We start from the raw sequence: 18170 nt of genomic DNA on the forward strand, positions 1-18170 counted from the left end.
GGGACGCAGATGAACCTTCTCGAAAAGCTTGACCAGGAGGGCATCAGCACCGGCATGCTCCTCGATTCCGCCGTTGCCGCGCTCCTGAGGGCACTCCCGGCGCCGGCTGACCTGGCTGTGCCAAGCACTGTAACAGTGGCGACTCAGCAGACCATGCCCAACGTGCTGGGGACGACGTTCACGGGCCCCGTGACCGTGTCAGCCGCCGCATCGCCGGACAGCGCACAAGCCACCGTGACGCTCAACCTGAATGGGCTTGCGCTGAGCCTGCCCTCCACTGTGCGGGCCGCCACCCGAACGGAGATTGCCACAGGCCAGCGCCGGCGGGTCCGCTACACCGCTGCGGGGGGACCGGCCAGCCTGACGGCAACAGGAACCCTCAAGATCCTCCTCTCCCGGGTCCGCCCGCCTGCCATAGACGTTTCCCGCCTTTCGCTGTCCCCGCACCCCCGGACCCTGCTGCTTCCCGGCGGCATCGGCCTGCAGCTGCCGGAAACAATAACGGCCGACGGCGGGAGGTTCAGGCTGGTGGGTACGGAGTTCGTCCTGCCGGAGTCTGTACCCGCGGTTGGTGGCGTGGCCTGTGAGGCCACCCTGGAATGGGGCAGCGGCCCCCTGAAGGGCGAAGCGAAGATCCAGCCGGTCCCCGTCGGCGGCGGAGGGATTCCCCCGGCCATCAGTGGGACGTTGTCGTGGGAGCTGCCCAATGCGGAATCCCTTGACCAGCTTGTCCCTACCGGCGCCTCGGTGATTCTCGAACTGCCACAAGGTGATGGCCTGCTGGGGGCGGCCGGACCGACGGTGGATAGGCACTTGCGGGTCCGCGCGGGCATGACCCGGCCTCCCGAAGATCCTGGTGCCCTGCACGTGACCGTGACGCTGGAGTCGGAAGCGGCTGCCGGGCTCCTAAGTGCCTTCGGTGACAGCCCGGGCGACATCGCGGCGGCCATTACGACCGTCCTCGCCCCGGCGATTGCCGCCGACTCGCCGGGCCCCGCCACCGCGGCCCTGTTTGCCACCGCAGCGCTCCTCGGCCGGGAACTGGCGGTCCAGGGCGGTTTCACCCTCTATGGGGTTACGCTCGATGCCTCGGTCCAGCAATCCGGCAAGGTCATCGCCCTGCTCGACGTCGAAGGCCGGGTAACGGCCGACCTTTGGCGCTGCGGCCCACTGGCAGTAGGCATGCGCCCGGACGCCCGTCCCCTGCGGGTGCGGTGGCGGGATGTCATGGCTGCCGTCGATCCCACCCAGAGCCCGGGCGAGATGCTGACGCTGGACTTCTCCCGGTCGCGGGCCGAGGTGGTTGATCCGGGTGAATGGACGGTGGACACACCTGGATCGCTCCTGGACATCGTGGGCACGCGCTCCGGGCACGGCTCCACGTGGTTCGAGGTGGACCTGCGCTTTGTCGTGGATCTCGGCCCCGTCAGGATCAGCGGTGCCACGGTCCGCGCCACCTTCGACAACGGTGACATCTCGCTCGGATTGCGGGGCCTGATTGCCGGCGTCGATGTTCCAGGCCTCCTCAGCGGCGAGGGCCAGGTGTCCTTCACGCAGGGCGGTTTCTCCGTGGTCCTGGGCGTCGAGGTCCCGCCCGTCGGAGTGGCCGCCCTCGGCTTCCTGCGTTACGCGGACTTTCCCCTGGGCCGCAAGATGGAGATCGGGTTCGCCGTTGACCTTCCCGGCCCCATCCCCCTCGGCCCCACCGGGCTTGGCCTGTACGGAGTGCTCGGAACCTTCGGACACAACGCCCGCATGACCGCCCTGGATCCGCCCAACCCATTCCTGTCGCTCCGGAAATGGAAACCCTGGGACGCCTTGGACTTCGGACCGGGCAACATGACCATCGGCATCGGCGCCAGCATCGGCACCGCACCGGACAACGGCTTCTTCTTCAGCTCCCTGGGCGTCCTCGGCGTCACCGTCCCCGCCTTCGACCTGCGCATTGGCCTCGACGGGAGCCTGCTGGCCCAGCGCCAAACCCTGACCCGCACAATACTGAACCAGTTGAAAACCCGGGCGGAGAATCCGCCGCCCCCAAATTTCGAGATCACCGTCTTCGGCGGGGTCGCCGCCACCGCCGACGCACTAGACATCGCCGTCGCCGGGGAGTTTTCCATCAGGTATCTGGTCACGGTAAAAGTGCCGCTGGCAGCGCATTTCCCCTTCCGCGGCGCCAACTGGTGGATCCGGACCGGCAGCGACGACGGCATCATGGCGCCGACAAACCGGCCGCCCGGCCCCATCAAGGCAACGGTCCTGCCGGATACACCGTTCGCCTGCCAAGGCTGGGCATTCCTCATGGTGCACGGGGCCGGAATCAACACGCCCAGCCTGATGGGAGACCCCGCTTTCCCGGCCACGACGGGATTTACCATCGGCATGGGGGCAGGCATCGAGGTGGTCATCGGTGCCAAGGGCATCCTCTGGGCTGAGATCACCTCCCGTTTCGCCGCGCTCATCAGCACCAGGCCAAAACTGGTCCGCCTCGCAGGCAACGTCAGCGGATCGCTGGGGATCGGGCCCTTCCACATCGGAATCTCCGCAGACGTGGCCCTCCAGATCTGGACCGACGCTGCAGGCGACATCCAGTACGCCTACAAGCTGCAGGTTTGCGGCGAGGTGGACCTGTTCTTTGACACCCTCCGCAAATGCATCACGTTCAACACCCTGGACGCCGCACCGGCACCGCTGGCGCCCGTCCCGGGCCCCGGCGACTGGCCCTGGCCGGACGTGTTCCTCGCCGACGGCCTGGGCCGTTCCCTCCCCGCTACTACCGACGCCGGCCCCGCAGCCGGCACAGACGGCGACGGCGACGCCGGCACCGCCGGCGACGGCACCACCGCTTCCCCGCAGCGCCCGGCCACCGGCAGCGGACCCAACCCCGACGGCGGCTGGACCAAAGCGCCCACCGTCTGGCCCGACGTCGTGCCCGTCCTTGCCTTTCCGATCGCACCCGCCGTCGCGGCCACCAGCATCACCTCGCCGGCACCATCGGTCAACCTTGGCCTGGTCAGTTCCGGGGGTGCCAGCATCACGTGGACGCTGCAGGACGTGGTGCTCGAGGACATCACGAACCCCTGGGTCATGACCACCGTCCCGCTCTACGACACGTCGCGCTGGCAGCCGCCGGCGGGCACCGGGACGTGGCCGGCCGGAACGTCCAACGCCCGCGAACTGGTCCTGCTGCGGCGCACTCTCCTGGCGTGGGCGGCGCACATCGCCGGCGATGGGAGCCGCCTGAAGCCGATGATGGACCCCGCCCAGCTCATCGGCGGCGCCTGCCTCTGGACCGCCCCGGAAGGGCCGGGCTGGGCGGTGGGCAGGGATGCCACTCCCCTGGACACGGCGGAGTGGCATGTCCCGGCCGAACACTCCGAGTGGGATGCCCGTACCCTGCAGGCGTTTGCCAACGGCACCGGATTCACCGTCAACACCGTGCCTGTGACCGCCATGGGTGAGCCGCCCACGCTTCCCGCCGCCACCATTCCAACCGGCCCAGCGGCGCTCTCCTCGGAAGCGGCAGCGGACGGCCGGCGGTTCGGACGCGCGCTGCACCTCACCGGCTCAGTCTTCATCCAGCCCGAGCAGCCCCCGAGGATGCGGACCATCATTACCCTTGATGAGCCGGTGGTGGACGGCAGGTTGCACCTCCTGCTTGCCATGAACGACGGCGAAAGTCCCGACGGCGTCTACACCGGAACCGCTTCGGCACGCACGCAGGGCGGCAGGACGGTGGCGGTGTCGGTGGTTCCGGGGGACCAGACAGACGACGGCTTGGGCGTCGTGGTCACCATAGTGCTGCCGTACTCGCCCGACGACCCGGTCGCCGTGATCGGCGTTGAAATCGACTGGGGGCGGCCCGCCTACATCCTGGGGCTGGTGGCGACCACAGCGAAGGACCGCGCCGCAGCCAAACGCGGCCGGGACGCACAGAAGGCCTCCAACGACGCCGACGCGGCAGGCTCGGTCAACCCCGCAAAGCTGAGCCGGCTGCTGACCCCGGGGCACCGGTACCGCATCACCGTAACCCTGGGCTGGGACAGCGCGCTCAACGTCGCAGGCATCACCGCGGCCCCGGCCAGTTCGGGGCCCGGCCCGTTCACCCGGTCCTGGTACTTCGCCACCGCCGGCAAGGACCCCTCCCCGCCCGCCAAACCGGCCACACCGCAGCAGGCCTCGGAACTGGTGAAAGCCGGCACCGCGTCCGGGTATTCCTCGGCATGGAAGCTGGTGGAGTCCGCTGGCCTTGCCTTCACGGCCACGGGCGGCCAGATCGAAGCCCACCTTGCCACCAGCCTTCTGCTCGATACCTTCAAGCCCGCCTACCTGGCCCGGTACGTCAAAGGCTTCACGCCCGCGGACCACACCGAATTCCTGTTCCCCGCCGACCGCCCGGGCATCGAGTTCCTGGCCATGCACATCGTGGAACTCGCCGGGCTTTATGACCGCGACGTCGGCCTCCTCCTGCGCCGCGTCGACAAACCGGCACCCGATATCTACACCGTTCCCTTCCCCCAGCCCGCAAAGTCGAAACCGAAGCTGCCCCTGGCGGTGGCAGTCGAACTGGCAGGCAGGGACGTCGGATGCCCGGTCCCGCCAACGGAGTCAACCCTGACCGTGCAGCAGGACCTGGAAAAGGGCGCCAGCTACGAGCTCTCCTGCGTCCTGCCGGAAGCGGGAAACACGCATCCGGACACGTGGACACCCTCCATTGGCGGCATCACCTTTACTACGTCGAACTACACCGGCCCGGCTGATCTTCTGCATTCCTTCGGGTTCGCTTCCGGTGGGTCCGGGGCAGCCCACGGCGACCTGCAGGTTGTTCAGATAACGACGGCGGCCGGGCAGGTCCAGGACGACGCCCGGCTTGAGCTTTTGGTTGACGCCCTCGGCTTGCCTCCGCTCCGGCCCGTCCGGTCCAACCGTTCCAGCCTGCTCTGGGCGCCGGCCGATGGCGGATGGGCCCTGGCCGGCCTGCTGCTCGAATCGACAGAACCGCTCATCCGCGATGAATCCCGCCGGATGGGACTGCGGGACGTGAAGCTCGCAGGAACGGAGCTGCCTCTCCGCGTCGTGAACAGGGCAGGCACCACGGCACTCTGGCTTGCCGCCACGCCCCTGAATGTCAGTGCGCCTGCGGTCCTGGAAATCCGGGCCACCGACCGCCTCGCCGAATTCACCTGCGGGGTGACGGTGACGGCTCCGCCGCGTTTCACCAGTGCGATCCTGACGGCAGGAGACCAGCCATGAGCATCCTCTTCTGCGAGCGCGCCACCGCCTTCGGCGACATCGCCTGGCTGCGCGGACCGGGATCTGATCCCAACATTCCGGACGGCGTCCACTGGCACGTCACCATGGGACGGGACGGGGGCCTGCCCGCCGGCCCGACCCTGGTCGTGGACCTGAAGCCCAACGCTGACAGCTGCCGCGACGCGAACTTGCTGCAGTACTTCGGAACCGGCGGACCCGGCAGCTGGCAAATCGACGCCGACCAGGGCCAGGAGCTCACGCTGTTCTTCGACAAACCCGCGCCGGGACCAGAGGTGCTGGGCTGGGCCTTCATCCAAGGTGAAGGCGAATTCACAGTATCGGCTGCCGACTCCCTCCTCACCCGGCAGGGCCTGTGGCCGGTCAACGCGGCCAGGTCAAAGCCTGGTCCCCCTGAATCCACCCACTGGCGACTCGCCTCCGCGGACTGCCAAGTGGTGCGAATCACCGGCCGCGGGTGGGTCTCAGAGGCATGGGCTTATGTTGGCAGCAGCAGCGTCGACCTCAGCCAAGCCCGTGTGCTCGGCCGCGCATCGCTGCCAGACGAGACAGCACAACAGATAGCTCCCTACTATCTTCCCGACCCCAATGGCAGTGACGACTGGAAAGACCGCGTCGGCCGCTCCGCACCCCTCTATCGGCTGCCCTCCGACCAGGAGCGTCCGGGAGATTACGAACCCGACCCCAACCGTGAATTCGCCCGGATCCACTCGATCGTTGAGCCGCCACCCGACCCGAGCACCGGCACACCGGTCCAGGGCGTGGAAGCGTGGTGCCGGAAGGCCTACAGAGCCCTCGGCAGCGGCGTGCGGGGAACCATCGACGGCGAGGCCGGCGGCACCACTGTGTCCCAGCCCGCCGACAACGCGTACCTGCAGGCGTCCGTTGATCCCGGCGTCGCACGCTGGCAGGGACTGTCGGGCACCCTTGACCCTGAAGCGGAACCGGATCCGACCGACGCCCCCAACCAGTTAGGGCTCGCCGCCGCCTTCATCCCCGTGTACCGGCTGTTCCATCCCGGACAGTCACCTGCGCCACAGGACGCTCAGACCGAAAGGTTCTACGACGCGGAGATCCCTGGATTTTTCGACCTGAAGCAGGCCACCAGCGATTTCCTGCCGCTCGAAGACGGCAGCCACTGGGAACTCACCCTGCTGGCCGTTCCCATCCCGTACCTGCGCGAGTGGTCCCAGGACGGGCCCGGCACGCCCGAACTTCTGGAGCTTGGTTCCTCGTGGAACGCCGTCACCACGGACCAATGGTCGGCCACGGTGGGCATCGACAAGCTGGTGCCCCGCGGCGAGGTGGCCTTCGTTCAAACGGCGCCAGCGGCCAAGACCCTGCACCCAGGTGACCCGGGCGCACCCGCCCCGATGATCGCGGGGTACTCCAAACTGCACGGCCGGCACGTTCTCACGGCAGCAGGGATCCCCGGCGAGTACGCATCCGTCACGGTGGGCGTGAGCGTCCAGGACTGGCTGGGTCGGTGGGGCGACGCGGGCGAAGCGGACCTCCACCGGCCCGCGCGGCCGCCCGTTCCCCCGCCGCAGGGCACCACGCTCGTCATACCCGGCGCCGTCCCCGGCGGAGACGGCCCCGCTTCTTCCGCGACGGTGCGCGCCGACATCAGGGTGCCGTGGCCGGCCGGTCCCGGAGCCGTCCCGCTGACCCTGCTAAGCGTCACCGTTCCCCGGGAACCCTCCCCGCGGTACTTCAACCTCAGCTTCGGCGACGTCGAGGACGGGATCATCACCCACACCGTCGAGTTCGCAGCGCGGGAAACGGTGCCGGGCGAAGTTGCCGTGGACACCCTGACGCTGCTGAGCATTAACGACGACGGCGGAACCTCCTCCCCGGTTGCCCTCACCGCCCGGATCGTTGACCCGCGCCCGGTCCGGGCGCCGGTGGCCAGCCCCCGGCTCATCGCCAGCACCCGCCGCGGCAACAGCCCCACCGTGACGGTCACGCTGGCCATCACCGCGGCGCCCAACGCCCGCGCCTACCGCGTCCTGCTCGCCGGTGAAACGACGCTCAGACGCGCCTTCGGCCTGCCTGCCCCGGACCCGGCGGAACCGCGCGCAGAACGTGCGGCAACCATCCGGCGCGCCATGGCCGGCCAGGACCGGCGAAGCCTCTACTTCTGGGCATCGACGAAGGCCTACCCGGTGGTGGACGGCGCTGCCCTGGCAACCATCGAGCTGCCCTCCGGAACCGACGGTGTGGTGTTCGCCCGGGCCGTGGCCGTCACCACCATCCCGGGGAACCCGCCCACGGAGGCGGTGTCCACGCCGTTCGAGCGGACGGAACCGGCCGCCGTCGTGGTGCCCCGCAGCGATTTCCCGCCCGTGCCGGACATACAAACGTCCGTCGCAGAGGACGGCACCGCTGCCGTCACCGTCCGTGTCAGCCGTCCGCCCGCGGCGGTGCTGGCCAGCCTGCGCATCAGCGGGGAACCGGAGGCACGTATCGAGGCCCGCCTGGTGGAATACGTGGCGGATGCGGAGCCCGTGTTTTGGCCCCAGATCACCACGCTGACGCTGGAACCAGTCACGGGTAACCCGGGCATGGATGAAGGCACCGTGTATGAAGGCAGCGCAAAGATCCACGGACGGCCCTGGCAACGAACAGCGGTTGCCGCCTGCGTCCGGTATCCGCCGGAACCCACCCTCGCGTCAGGAGACACCGCCATCGGCGGCGAGATCCGTTCCACCGGGCTCCGGTACGAGAGGATCCCGTCGCCGTGGGGCGCATATTCCACGCCCGCATGGATCGGTTTCCGGGGTAGCGTACCCACCCTCGACTTCTTGCACACCCCCGTAGCCGTGTCGATCCAGGCCACGGGCCTGCCCACCCTGCCCCCAAACACTCCAGCGTGGACAATGCAGCTCTGGCGCGGAAAGTCGAGTCTGGCCCCGGACCCCGGTCCCGCCGGGGACCCGGTTCCGGCGTCCCAGGGCCTGAGCGTCATGCCCAGGCCCCAGTACAGGTACGCGGTGCTGCTCATTGATCCGTTCGGCGGGCGGCACGGGCCGGTGCCAGTGCCCGTCCTGTGAACGCGGACGCCGGTGGGACACAACTGTGCGTTCGCGCTGTGCAGTTGGAGGTGCCCGGGCCTGTCAATGCGCCGGGTTGTCAGTGCACCTTGCTGGCATCGAGGGGCGGCGCGCTTGCCCCGAAGGCCTTGGGCTGAAGCCGCGCCAGGAGCACATAGACGGCCACCGTGGCCAGCGTTGACGGCAGCGTTGCCGTCGTGAAGGCAAACAGTGGGGCCGATGCAAACGTGACCGGGTCGAGCAGAAGCAGGTAAACCACGACGCCGATTGCCATGCTGACAAAGCCGGCCACGTTCACGCCCTTCCAGTACCAGTACGCCTGCCCGGCGCCGTCGTTATAGAGACCGTCCAGGTCCAGGCGCTGTTTCCTGATGATGAAGTAGTCGGCGATCTGGAGCCCGCACAGCGGGCCAAAGACCACGGCTGAGAAGGTGAGGAACGTTCCGAAATTGGCGTAGAAGGGCTCCGCCAGGAACAGGATCACCACGGCCACCGTCAGGCTTGCCAACGTGGTTGACCCCCTCCAGCTGACGCGGGCGTCGATGGCAGGCTGCTGCTTGAGGGAAAGTGCTGCCGTGTAGGTGCCCACCATCGCCGTGCCCACGTTGGCAATGATGATGAACGCGAACGCCGGCAGTGCCAGCCACACGCCGCCGATTTCCAGCAGCCCGGGCAATGGGTTTCCGCCGGAGTCCGGGAATACCAGTCCGGTGTAGAGCCCGATCAGGCAGATCACCGCCAGGGCGAGGCCCAGGCCCAGCGTTACCGGCAGGACCGACTTCTTGGTGCTCTTGGAGAACCGCGTCATGCCGCCCACATACGGCCACCAGGACAGGGCCGTGGCGAGCATGAGTTCGATGGCGGTGGTGTAGTCCAGGAGCTTGTTGCCGCTGGCGGCGCTCGGCTTGGCGTCGAGGAGGGCACCCCAGCCCACCTTGGCCACAATCACCACGATGACCATGACCCCGAGCGCAAGGACCGAGCAGGCAACGATGACCCCCACCCTGCGGAGGATGCCGGGGCCGCGGCTGATGAGCGCCCACACCACCAGAAGGCAGATGAGACTGCTCACCGTCTGGGCGATGGGGCCGTTGGATTCACTGACGACGCCGAGAGTGATCAGCAGCGTGGCAGCGGACTTTCCGCTGAAAATCATCAGCGTGGTTCCCCACCCGATGGTAAAGAGAAAGGTCAGGGCCACGGTGAAGAGCGAACCGCGGGTTCCGAAGACGGGCCGTGTTGAGCGCACTGCCTCCAGCCCGTACCGGGTTGCCATCGGCACCGTGGCCAGGAATACCAGAAACATTCCTGCCAGCATGGCCGCGATCATCACCACCGAGCCCTGCACCGCCGGCAGGTAGAAGGCCACATATCCGCCGATGATGAAGCACCAGGTGGCTACCGCAGCCTGGGCCGAACTGAAGAACAGGGCCTTGGGGCTCCAGTTCCGCTCGTGGCTCAGCAGGGGAAGTGATCCTTCGGTTCCGGAGGTGGAGATTTCGGTCGTTGCCTGACTCATAGGAACCACCCCACGATCAAAGCGACAAGGGGAAAGGCGATGGTGACGGCGATCAGGGTCCGCATGTCGGCGAACCTGGCGGGGGGCTCCAGGCTGCCGGTCTGCCATTCAGCCAGCCGGGCGTTGAGTTCTTCTGCGTACTGCTTTTCAAGTGTGCTCACGGTGTACCCAATTTCAAGGAGTTGGAGTAGGGGTGGACCTCGGCGGTGCCGGGAACTGCGGAAGAATTCAGCGCTCAGATTTCGACGTAACGGAAGGAATGTGACTCCGCGCCTGCGGGGTTGGGGCCGTAAATAGTGACCATCCGCGCGTAGACGGGCGCCCAGTACCGGCCGGTGCGTCCGGGATTTACGCGAGCCGAATCGCCCGGCCGCAGGATGACGGTCTGGCCCTCGCACTCGATGTGGAGCTCGCCTTCCAGCACGTAGTTGGTCTCGGTGTGGGGGTGGAAGTCCTCCCAGCCGCAGGCCTCCAACTCCCACTCCGAGAGGATGACTTCGTCCCAGGGACCTATGGGATCGGAGTTGATGAACCTGCACCGCAACCGCGGCCATTCGTCCTTCATGACCTTCATGGACTTCGCCGGCCAGAAATCGATCGCTTGCCCCGTCGTCGACGTCGGGGACTGAGAGGTGGTTGTGGTCATTGTCTTTACCCGTTTCTTAAGTAGGGAAATCTGCTTTGCGGGTTCTGCTTGGGAATCTAAATCAGATTGCGTCATCGTGATCTGCGTCACGGCACTTTCAATACAGTGACAGGGACGCATGTTCCAGTCAATGGTTCAGAACGAAAGATCTGGAAGCTTTTTTCATGAAGCGGGCAACAGCGGGCGGCAAATGTTTTTCATCTTGAACGGTTGACTTGTACAGCTGTTCATGTGAAAGTTTTGGAACACGAGATGCGTGACTGGCATCACACCGGCAGCCTCGACGCGGAGCCTGCCGGGGCCCTCTGGACACAGAGAATGTCCCGTTCGAAGTCGATCCCCCGGAGCCTCAACCACGGCTCTGGCCTGATCCCAACGCAGTCCCCTTTGCCCCAAAGCGCAACGTCACCTGCACCCCGCAACGTCACCTGCACCAAGTGACCAACTCTGGCAAAACCCTTCCCAACACCATTCACAAGGAGAGACCATGGAAACCACCCTCGTAGGAACCCTCAGCAAGGCCGGATCCATCCACAAGGTGGAAGGCGGCTACCTCGGCCTTCCGCCGATGGACGAGCCCGGAACGGTCGCCGCAATCGGCGACTCCCTCCACAACCCCACGGGGTCGGTCATGTGCGCCGGCTTCTTCGAACTGAAGGCTTCCGAACCCCTGGTGTACACGTACACGTACGACGAAATGAAGGTGGTCATCAAGGGCGAGTTCATCCTCACCGACCAGACGACAGGGGAAGTCACGCACGCAAAGGAGCGCGACGTCCTGTTCTTCCCCAAGGGCACCACCGTCAAGTTCGAGACCCCCGAGTACGGCCTGGGGTTCTTCACCGGCGACCGCACCTTCGCCCCGTAAGTACCCAGTAAGCACTCCGTAAGCACTCCCCCGCGCACGCGGCTGGCGCACGTGGCCCAACCCACGTGCCGCCAGCGCACGCAGCGCAACCCACAGGGCCGCAGAGCAGCGGCCCACAAGAGACATTGGAAGAGGAGAGAAGCATGACACTACGAGTAGGAATCATCGGCGCCGGCCCCAGCGGCATGGCACAACTGCGGGCCTTTGAATCAGCACGCCAAAAAGGCGCCGACATCCCCGAGATCAAGTGCTTTGAGAAGCGCGAGGACTGGGGCGGGCAGTGGAACAACAGCTGGCGGATCGGCCTGGACGCCCAGGGCGAGCCGGTCCACTCCAGCATGTACCGGCACCTGTGGTCGAACGGGCCCAAGGAGTGCCTCGAGTTCTCGGACTACTCCTTTGACGAGCACTTTGGCCGTCCCATTTCGTCCTTCCCGCCCCGCGAGGTTCTTTTCGACTACATCAAGGGCCGCGTCGAAAAGTCCGACGTACGCAAGTACGTCCAGTTCAACACCGTTGCGCGCCACACCACGTACAACGAGGCCATGCAGGAATTCACGCTGACGGTTGAGGACCTCCAGACCAACCACACCGAGACCCACGTCTTCGACAAGCTCGTAGTCTCCACCGGCCACTTCTCCGTCCCGGCAGTCCCGGAGTTCAAGGGCATCAACACCTTCCCGGGCGAGGTCCTGCACGCCCACGACTTCCGCGGAGCCGAACGCTTCTACGGCAAGAACCTGCTCATGATCGGCAGCAGCTACTCCGCTGAGGACATCGGCATGCAGGCCCACAAGATGGGCGCCGCGTCCATCACCATGAGCTACCGTTCTGCCCCCATGGGCTATCACTGGCCGGAGACCACGGTGGAGCGCCCACTTGTCACCCATTTCCGGGGACCCACCGCGCACTTCAGCGACGGCACCCAGGGTGACTTTGACGCCGTCGTGCTTTGCACCGGCTACCAGCACAAGTACCCGTTCCTGCCCAGCGAGCTCTCGCTGAAGTCGCCCAACGTGCTGTACCCGGGCAACCTCTACAAGGGCGTGGTGTGGCAGCAGAACACCAACCTGTTCTACCTGGGTGCGCAGGACCAGTACTACACGTTCAACATGTTTGACGCGCAGGCCTGGTTTGCCCGCGACGTCATGACCGGAGCGATTGACCTGCCGTCCCTTGCCGAGCGCGAGGCGGACATCCAGCTTTGGCTCGAGCGCCAGGCCGCCCTGCCGGACCATGACGCGGAGGCCGATTTCCAGACGGACTACCTGCGTGAACTCATTGACGCCACGGACTACCCGCCGTTTGACCTGGACGCCGTGTCCCAGCTGTTCAAGGACTGGATGCACCACAAGCACACAGACATCCTGGGATACCGCGACATGCTGCACCGCTCCGTAGTTACCGGCACCATGGCCACCAAGCACCACACCCGCTGGCTCAACGCCATGGACGACTCCATGGAGCGCTACCTCAACGGACCGTCGCAGGACACGGACACCGGAGCGACCGTCCCGGACATCGTGGCCGCCAGGTAATCCGGGGCCATGCACGGCTGAGCGCGCATACAGGTTGCACTGCCTGGCACCCTGGACCGCAAACACCTTCCAAGGTGTGACGCGGCCAGGGCCAGGCAGTGACCCGTTTAAGCATGAGCGCGCTGCTCAACGTGACACCCGTTCCTGGCAACGCGGGTCAGCTATTCACGCGGTGTGGGCATATCCTTCGCTGATCCAGGCGAGGAGTTCGGCGTCGATCTCTGCGGGGTCCTTGAGGATGACTTCGTTGTGCCACCGGTTGGCCGACACACGCTCGGCCCGGTGAATCCGGGCCGATTCGAGCTCCCTGGTCAGAACAATGTTGACCAGAATCCCGCCACGGCGCGGATGGAAGGTCCGAAATCCTGTCCATGAGCGCACTGTAAACGCCGGACGAAATCGGGTCACCATCAATGCGTTCTCTCGCCGTGCGCGCCATCCAGCCAGCATACGGCAGCCAGAGGAGACACTCCCCCGCCCCAATGGTTTACGTGACACCCGTTCCAGTCAATTGTTCAGGACAATGGTGTGTAACCTTTATCCAAGCAATAGTCTTAAGGAAATGCCCCCTGCCGGGGCGGAACCGGGCCGGGACCGGGAGACTGGAGAGTGAGCTATGCGGATATCCTCAGCCGATCGAAAAGAACAGCTGATTGCAGCCACCGTGGAACTGATGCGGCGTGAAGGTGTCCAGTATGTGACCATGCGGGCCATTGCCAAGGAGGCCAACGCGCCCCTGGCCGCAGCACACTACTGCTTCAGCGACAAGAGCGAGCTCATGGACGCCGCCGCAGAGGCGTGGCTGAAGAACCTGAACCGCTATTCCAGCGACGTGCCGGTCCACCTGGGACTGCGCAAGGCCGTGGAACAGGTGGCGGAAAACTACTGGCGCGCGCTCGAGGAAGAGCCCGGCAGCCTGCTCGCCGAAATCGAACTCATTCTGTGGGCAACGCGCAATGCCGCCTCCAGCCCGCTGGCCGCGAAGATCTATCCCGCCTATGAAGTGGAGCTGGGCAACCTCTTCACTGCCGCGGCCCACAGCAACGGCGACAAGTGCATCCTCGACGCCGCGACGCTGGTGCGGACCTTCCTGATGGTCTACGACGGGGCGGCCATCCAGTACATGACCGACCCGAAGGCCGCCGACCACCGCGGCAACTTCTTCCTGGTGCTGGACGCGCTCCTGGTCAAGGCCGGCATCTAGTTCAGGAGGCCTGAACGACGGCGGGGCTTAAGTGTGCGTTCGCGCTGCCGGTGGGGCTTAAGTGTGCGTTCGCGCTTGGTGGGTTAGCCCCAGCCGCTGCCGGCAGCCGACCGGCCGGAGAATCCGCCTACCCCATTGCCCCAGTACAGCCACAGCGCACCGTTGGTGTCCACGGCCAGGACGTCCGTCTTGGCGTCGCCGTTGTAGTCGCCGCGGCCCGTGATGGTGGTCATGGAGTTCCAGCCGGAGCCCACCGGGACCTTGCCGCCGAACCCGCCGCGGCCGTTGTTGGGGTAGCGGTACAGGACGCCGGCGGCGTCGCGCGCCAGCAGGTCCGCCTTGCGGTCGCCGGTGATGTCACCGGGGCCGACGACGGCGGTCATGGAGTTCCAGCCCGCGCCCACCTTGGTCCGGGCGAGCCAGCCGCCGCGGCCGTTGCCGGGGTACAGCCAGAGGGCGCCGGTGGTGTCGCGGGCCAGGACGTCCGCTTTGCCGTCGCCGTTGATGTCGCCGGCACCGGTGATGGCGTTAAATCCGTTCCAGCCCGAGCCCACCTTGACGCGGGGCAGCCAGCCGCCACTGCCGTTGCCCGGGTAGAGCCAGAGGGCGCCCGTGGTGTCGCGGGCCAGAACGTCCGCGCGCCGGTCGCCGTTGAAGTCGCCGGGGGCCACGAGGGTGGTGAAGCCGTTCCAGCCGGAGCCCACCTGCTTGCGGGCAAGCCAGCCGCCGCGGCCGTTGCCCGGGTACAGCCACAGGAAGCCGGAGTTCTCCCGCGCCAGGACGTCGGCCTTGCCGTCGCCGGTGAAGTCGCCCGCGGCGAGGACCGTGCTGAAGTGCAGCACCGCGCCGGCGGCGTCCAGCCGGCCGGCGCCGCAGCCCTGCGGGCAGCCGCCGGTCATGGGCCGTGCGGTGCGCTTGAGGCGGGCTTCGACGGCGGCGGGGGTCGCCGTCGGGCCCATCTGGGCCATGAGCAGCGCGGCCGCGGCGGACACGTGCGGTGCCGCGGCGGACGTGCCTTCGGCAAAGAAGTAGGCTTCCGTGCCGAAGGTCTGGGGGCCGTCGTTCAGGGTGGAGAGGATGCCGTTCTGGACGCCGCTGTCCGGCTCGGCGGCGTTGGTGGGCGTCATGTCACCGCCGGGGGCGGTGATGTCGACGGCGGATCCGAAGTTTGAGTACGGCGCCAGGGCGCCGGTGCGGCCGCTGGCCGCAACGGCGATGACGTTCTTGCAGTTGGCCGGGCTGGACGTGGAGGCCTGCGCCATCTCGTTGCCGGCCGCCGCCACCACCACCGAGCCGCGGGCGGTGGCGGTGTCGATGGCGGTCTGGAACGTCTGCGAGCAGGCTTCCGTGCCGCCGAGGCTGAGGTTGATCACGCGCGCGGGGTTCGGGTTGGCCGGCACGCCGTCCACCGCGCCGCCGGAGGCCCAGACGATGGCGTCGGCGATGTCGGAGAGCTGGCCGCCGCAGGGACCGAGCACGCGGACGGGCAGGATCTTGGCCTTCGGCGCGATGCCGGCGATGCCTTCGCGGTTGTTGTTGGCCACGGCGGCGATGATGCCGGCCACGTGCGTGCCGTGCCAGGAGGACGACATTTCCGCCGAGCCTTCGGCGCACTGGCCCGGGGTGGACCAGTCGCCCTCGTCCGTGGCGTCGGGGTCGCGGCCGTCGCCGTCTCGGGCGTCCCCGGCGTCGGCAATCATGTCGTAGCCGGGGAGCATGTTCGCGTTCAGGTCCACGTGGCTGGTCTTGCCCGTATCGATGACGGCCACCACCTGGCCGGCGCCCTGGGTGACGTCCCAGGCGCGGGTAGCGCGGATGCCGCCGGTTTCCGCGGACAGGTTCCACTGCCAGGGGAAGAACTGGTCGTTCGGTTCCGCGAATTTGGCCTGCAGCTTCACGTCCGGCTCGGCGTAGGCCACGGCGGGATCGGCGCGCAGCGAGGCGAGCATTTTCTCGGCGTCGCCATCGCCCAGTTCCTTGCTGGTGCGGACCACGCGGGCGCCGCTGGCGGTGGCGCGGACGTCCTTCGCGGTGGCGCCGAGCTTGGCGGCGGCGCGGCCGAAGGACTGCGCGCGGAGCGCAGTGCCGGACCGGGCCGGGTCCTTGAACTTGACGATGAACTGGTCCGTGGGCGGGGTGGACACGGACGGCCGGCGCGGGATGGACGGCAGGTGGGGGTCGCCGTCGGCCGCTGAAGCGGAGGGCACAATGAGGGCCGATGCCACCAGGCCGGCGATGCCGGCGGACATGACGGCGGCAGAGAAGCGTGTTCGGCGCGTTAGAGACATCGAGACCATCCTGTGCGGCGCCGCTCAGCCGCTGGTGCCGGGACGCAGTTATGAGGCGCGGCCCCCGCCGCGTTCAGGACGAGTCTAGCGGCAGTGACCTCGGGCACGGTATCAGGGGGCCGGCCATCCCGAAATAGTTGTGCAGGCGCAGCGTGGCCACCCGGTTCTCCCAGGGGCATGGATATGCGGCCGGTTTAGGGCGGCGTCACCGACGAACATGGGTCTTCCATGAATACACGCTAGCGGCGCCACCTTGGGGATATCTTGACCGCCTATCCCCCACGTGGGAGGTCCGTTCGGCGCCAACGCGGAAGAGAACGTCAGCGCGGGGCGTTGAAGACGTCGGGTCCGAAGCTGTTCACTCCCGCGCCGCGGGCAACACCGAGGCGGGGCACCCGGAAGATGTCCTCGATGCTGGCCAACAGGCTGTAGTGGTTGTAGAAGCGGTTGGAGGTTGTGCCGCCCCTGACAAAAGGCGAGAGCACCAGTGCACCCACCCGTCCCCCTGCAGTCCCTCCGGGCCTGCCGGGAGGGCCGGCCGATCGCCCTTCGGCTTCGTCGAACGTGATGACCAGGACCCCGTCGTGCCGGAACGCAGGGGAACGCAGAATGGCCGGCACCAGCCGCCGGAGCCAGGCGTCCGCGGTGGCCAGGCCGCCGGGTCGCCGGTCGACGCACGGGCTGTCGTGGCCGTCGTTGCACAGGTTGGGCGTGATGTAGGAGAGGTTCGGCGTCGTCGCCGCTGACCGCAGATCAACGGCCAGTGCCCGGAAATCAACCACCCGCCGCCGGCAGTCCGGCGAGGCAGTGATCCCTTCGAAATACACGAAGGGGTTGTGCCGCGTCGCGTACTGGTCACCGCGTCTGGCCCCCTGGCTCCCGTCCTTGCCGCCGGGCCGCGGATGCCGGCACGGGATGCGCATGTCCTCCATGTACCCCTTCCAGCTCTTCCTGGCCGCAGTCAGCTGCCCGGCAACTGTGGGAACAGAGCGGGGGTAGAGGCAACCGGCGCCCCTGAGGACGCCGCGGTACGGAGGACCGGCGGGCCTGAACCGCGCATAGGTCCCGCAGTCGGCACGGGTCTTCGCGTTCGGTGGCTGCCCGGAAATCTGCGCCAGATAGTTCGGCAACGAATGGTGGGCGATCGCGTAGTACTGGGACAGCAGGACACCCCGGGCGCGCAGAAACTTGGATAGATAAGGGGCTTTCGACGCCGGACCCCAGACCGTGCCATATCCCCTGTTCTCGAGGTTGATCACAAAGACGTGGCCGGGCCTCGCTGCCCGGGTCGCCGCAGTTGCATCCGGCACAGCCGCCGCGACGGCCGGAGCGGCCGTGATGACGGGAGCTGGTTCGTTCTGCGGCGGCGGTGGCGGCTGGCTGGTCCCGCTTGACACTGCTACGGCGACGGCAAGTGCGAGCCACTGGGCACCGCGGCGGGTACCTCCGCGCAGCCTTCGCCTGACCTTCCAGCCCATCGTGTCCTTCTCTCACGGACCCGTCCGGCAGTCGTCGGCAAACACCGCATCGGGAATCTTCGGAGTTCAGAGGCCCCGACGGCTGGCACCAGCATAGGCCTCCCTGAACAGTGATTCCCAGCATCGTTTTCAATATCCGGTAAGAAACTGTTGGCAGAAGCCGCGCCGAATCATTGGCGATGATCTTCTGGGCCACGCGTTCGCCACGTTGATCGGGATGGAGCATCCACCTCCGACGGTTCGGTCGACCCCGGAAAGCTTGGCGGCTTCCCGGGAGCGACCATGCCGTCTGCCCGCGTGCGGCG

Annotated in this window: 11 protein-coding genes; 5 read left to right on the forward strand and 6 right to left on the reverse strand. The window is 67.1% G+C overall.

The genetic code is table 11. From position 1 onward, the window contains the following. The first annotated feature begins 9 nt into the window (after positions 1–9). The gene (locus ACFRAU_RS09225; protein ID WP_377999661.1) at positions 10–5253 is read left to right on the forward strand and encodes a hypothetical protein; all 5244 of its coding nucleotides are present in this window, start codon (positions 10–12) and stop codon (positions 5251–5253) included. Further along, positions 5250–8324, forward strand: coding sequence for a hypothetical protein (locus ACFRAU_RS09230; protein ID WP_377999662.1), 3075 nt, complete (start codon positions 5250–5252; stop codon positions 8322–8324). The genes ACFRAU_RS09225 and ACFRAU_RS09230 overlap by 4 nt, the downstream gene beginning before the upstream one ends. Before the next feature lie 79 nt (positions 8325–8403). On the opposite strand, the gene ACFRAU_RS09235 is transcribed toward ACFRAU_RS09230, so the two are convergent. The 3 genes from ACFRAU_RS09235 to ACFRAU_RS09245 all read right to left on the reverse strand — a co-directional run bounded on the left by ACFRAU_RS09235 (position 8404) and on the right by ACFRAU_RS09245 (position 10489). Further along, the gene (locus ACFRAU_RS09235) at positions 8404–9843 is read right to left on the reverse strand and encodes a purine-cytosine permease family protein (protein WP_377999663.1); all 1440 of its coding nucleotides are present in this window, start codon (positions 9841–9843) and stop codon (positions 8404–8406) included. Continuing rightward, positions 9840–10004, reverse strand: coding sequence for a hypothetical protein (locus tag ACFRAU_RS09240; protein WP_377999664.1), 165 nt, complete (start codon positions 10002–10004; stop codon positions 9840–9842). The genes ACFRAU_RS09235 and ACFRAU_RS09240 overlap by 4 nt, the downstream gene beginning before the upstream one ends. 74 nt (positions 10005–10078) lie before the next feature. After that, positions 10079–10489 (reverse strand): cupin domain-containing protein, encoded by a 411-nt coding sequence (locus ACFRAU_RS09245; RefSeq protein WP_377993540.1) that lies wholly within the window; start codon positions 10487–10489, stop codon positions 10079–10081. Between the two features lie 487 nt (positions 10490–10976). Here ACFRAU_RS09245 and ACFRAU_RS09250 point away from each other — a divergent pair, with 487 nt between their 5' ends. Both ACFRAU_RS09250 and ACFRAU_RS09255 read left to right on the forward strand, forming a co-directional pair. After that, positions 10977–11357 (forward strand): cupin domain-containing protein, encoded by a 381-nt coding sequence (locus ACFRAU_RS09250; RefSeq protein ID WP_377993539.1) that lies wholly within the window; start codon positions 10977–10979, stop codon positions 11355–11357. A gap of 143 nt (positions 11358–11500) precedes the next feature. Beyond that, a complete protein-coding gene (locus ACFRAU_RS09255; protein ID WP_377999665.1) occupies positions 11501–12895 on the forward strand; it encodes an NAD(P)-binding domain-containing protein in 1395 nt (464 codons plus the stop codon). A gap of 165 nt (positions 12896–13060) precedes the next feature. On the opposite strand, the gene ACFRAU_RS09260 is transcribed toward ACFRAU_RS09255, so the two are convergent. After that, positions 13061–13306 (reverse strand): DUF5655 domain-containing protein, encoded by a 246-nt coding sequence (locus ACFRAU_RS09260; RefSeq protein ID WP_377999666.1) that lies wholly within the window; start codon positions 13304–13306, stop codon positions 13061–13063. Positions 13307–13511: 205 nt separating this feature from the next. Here ACFRAU_RS09260 and ACFRAU_RS09265 point away from each other — a divergent pair, with 205 nt between their 5' ends. Then, complete coding sequence (locus ACFRAU_RS09265; protein ID WP_377999667.1) at positions 13512–14099, forward strand: TetR/AcrR family transcriptional regulator; 588 nt, start codon at positions 13512–13514, stop codon at positions 14097–14099. An 83-nt stretch (positions 14100–14182) separates the two neighbouring features. On the opposite strand, the gene ACFRAU_RS09270 is transcribed toward ACFRAU_RS09265, so the two are convergent. Both ACFRAU_RS09270 and ACFRAU_RS09275 read right to left on the reverse strand, forming a co-directional pair. Beyond that, positions 14183–16387, reverse strand: a complete 2205-nt coding sequence (locus ACFRAU_RS09270) for a S8 family serine peptidase (protein ID WP_377999668.1) — start codon at positions 16385–16387, stop codon at positions 14183–14185. 320 nt (positions 16388–16707) lie between these two features. Beyond that, the gene (locus tag ACFRAU_RS09275) at positions 16708–17865 is read right to left on the reverse strand and encodes an alkaline phosphatase family protein (RefSeq protein WP_377999669.1); all 1158 of its coding nucleotides are present in this window, start codon (positions 17863–17865) and stop codon (positions 16708–16710) included. Between the last annotated feature and the right edge of the window lie 305 nt (positions 17866–18170).

This window comes from Arthrobacter sp. NPDC056691 (assembly GCF_042791415.1).
Taxonomy (GTDB): Bacteria; Actinomycetota; Actinomycetes; order Actinomycetales; family Micrococcaceae; genus Arthrobacter.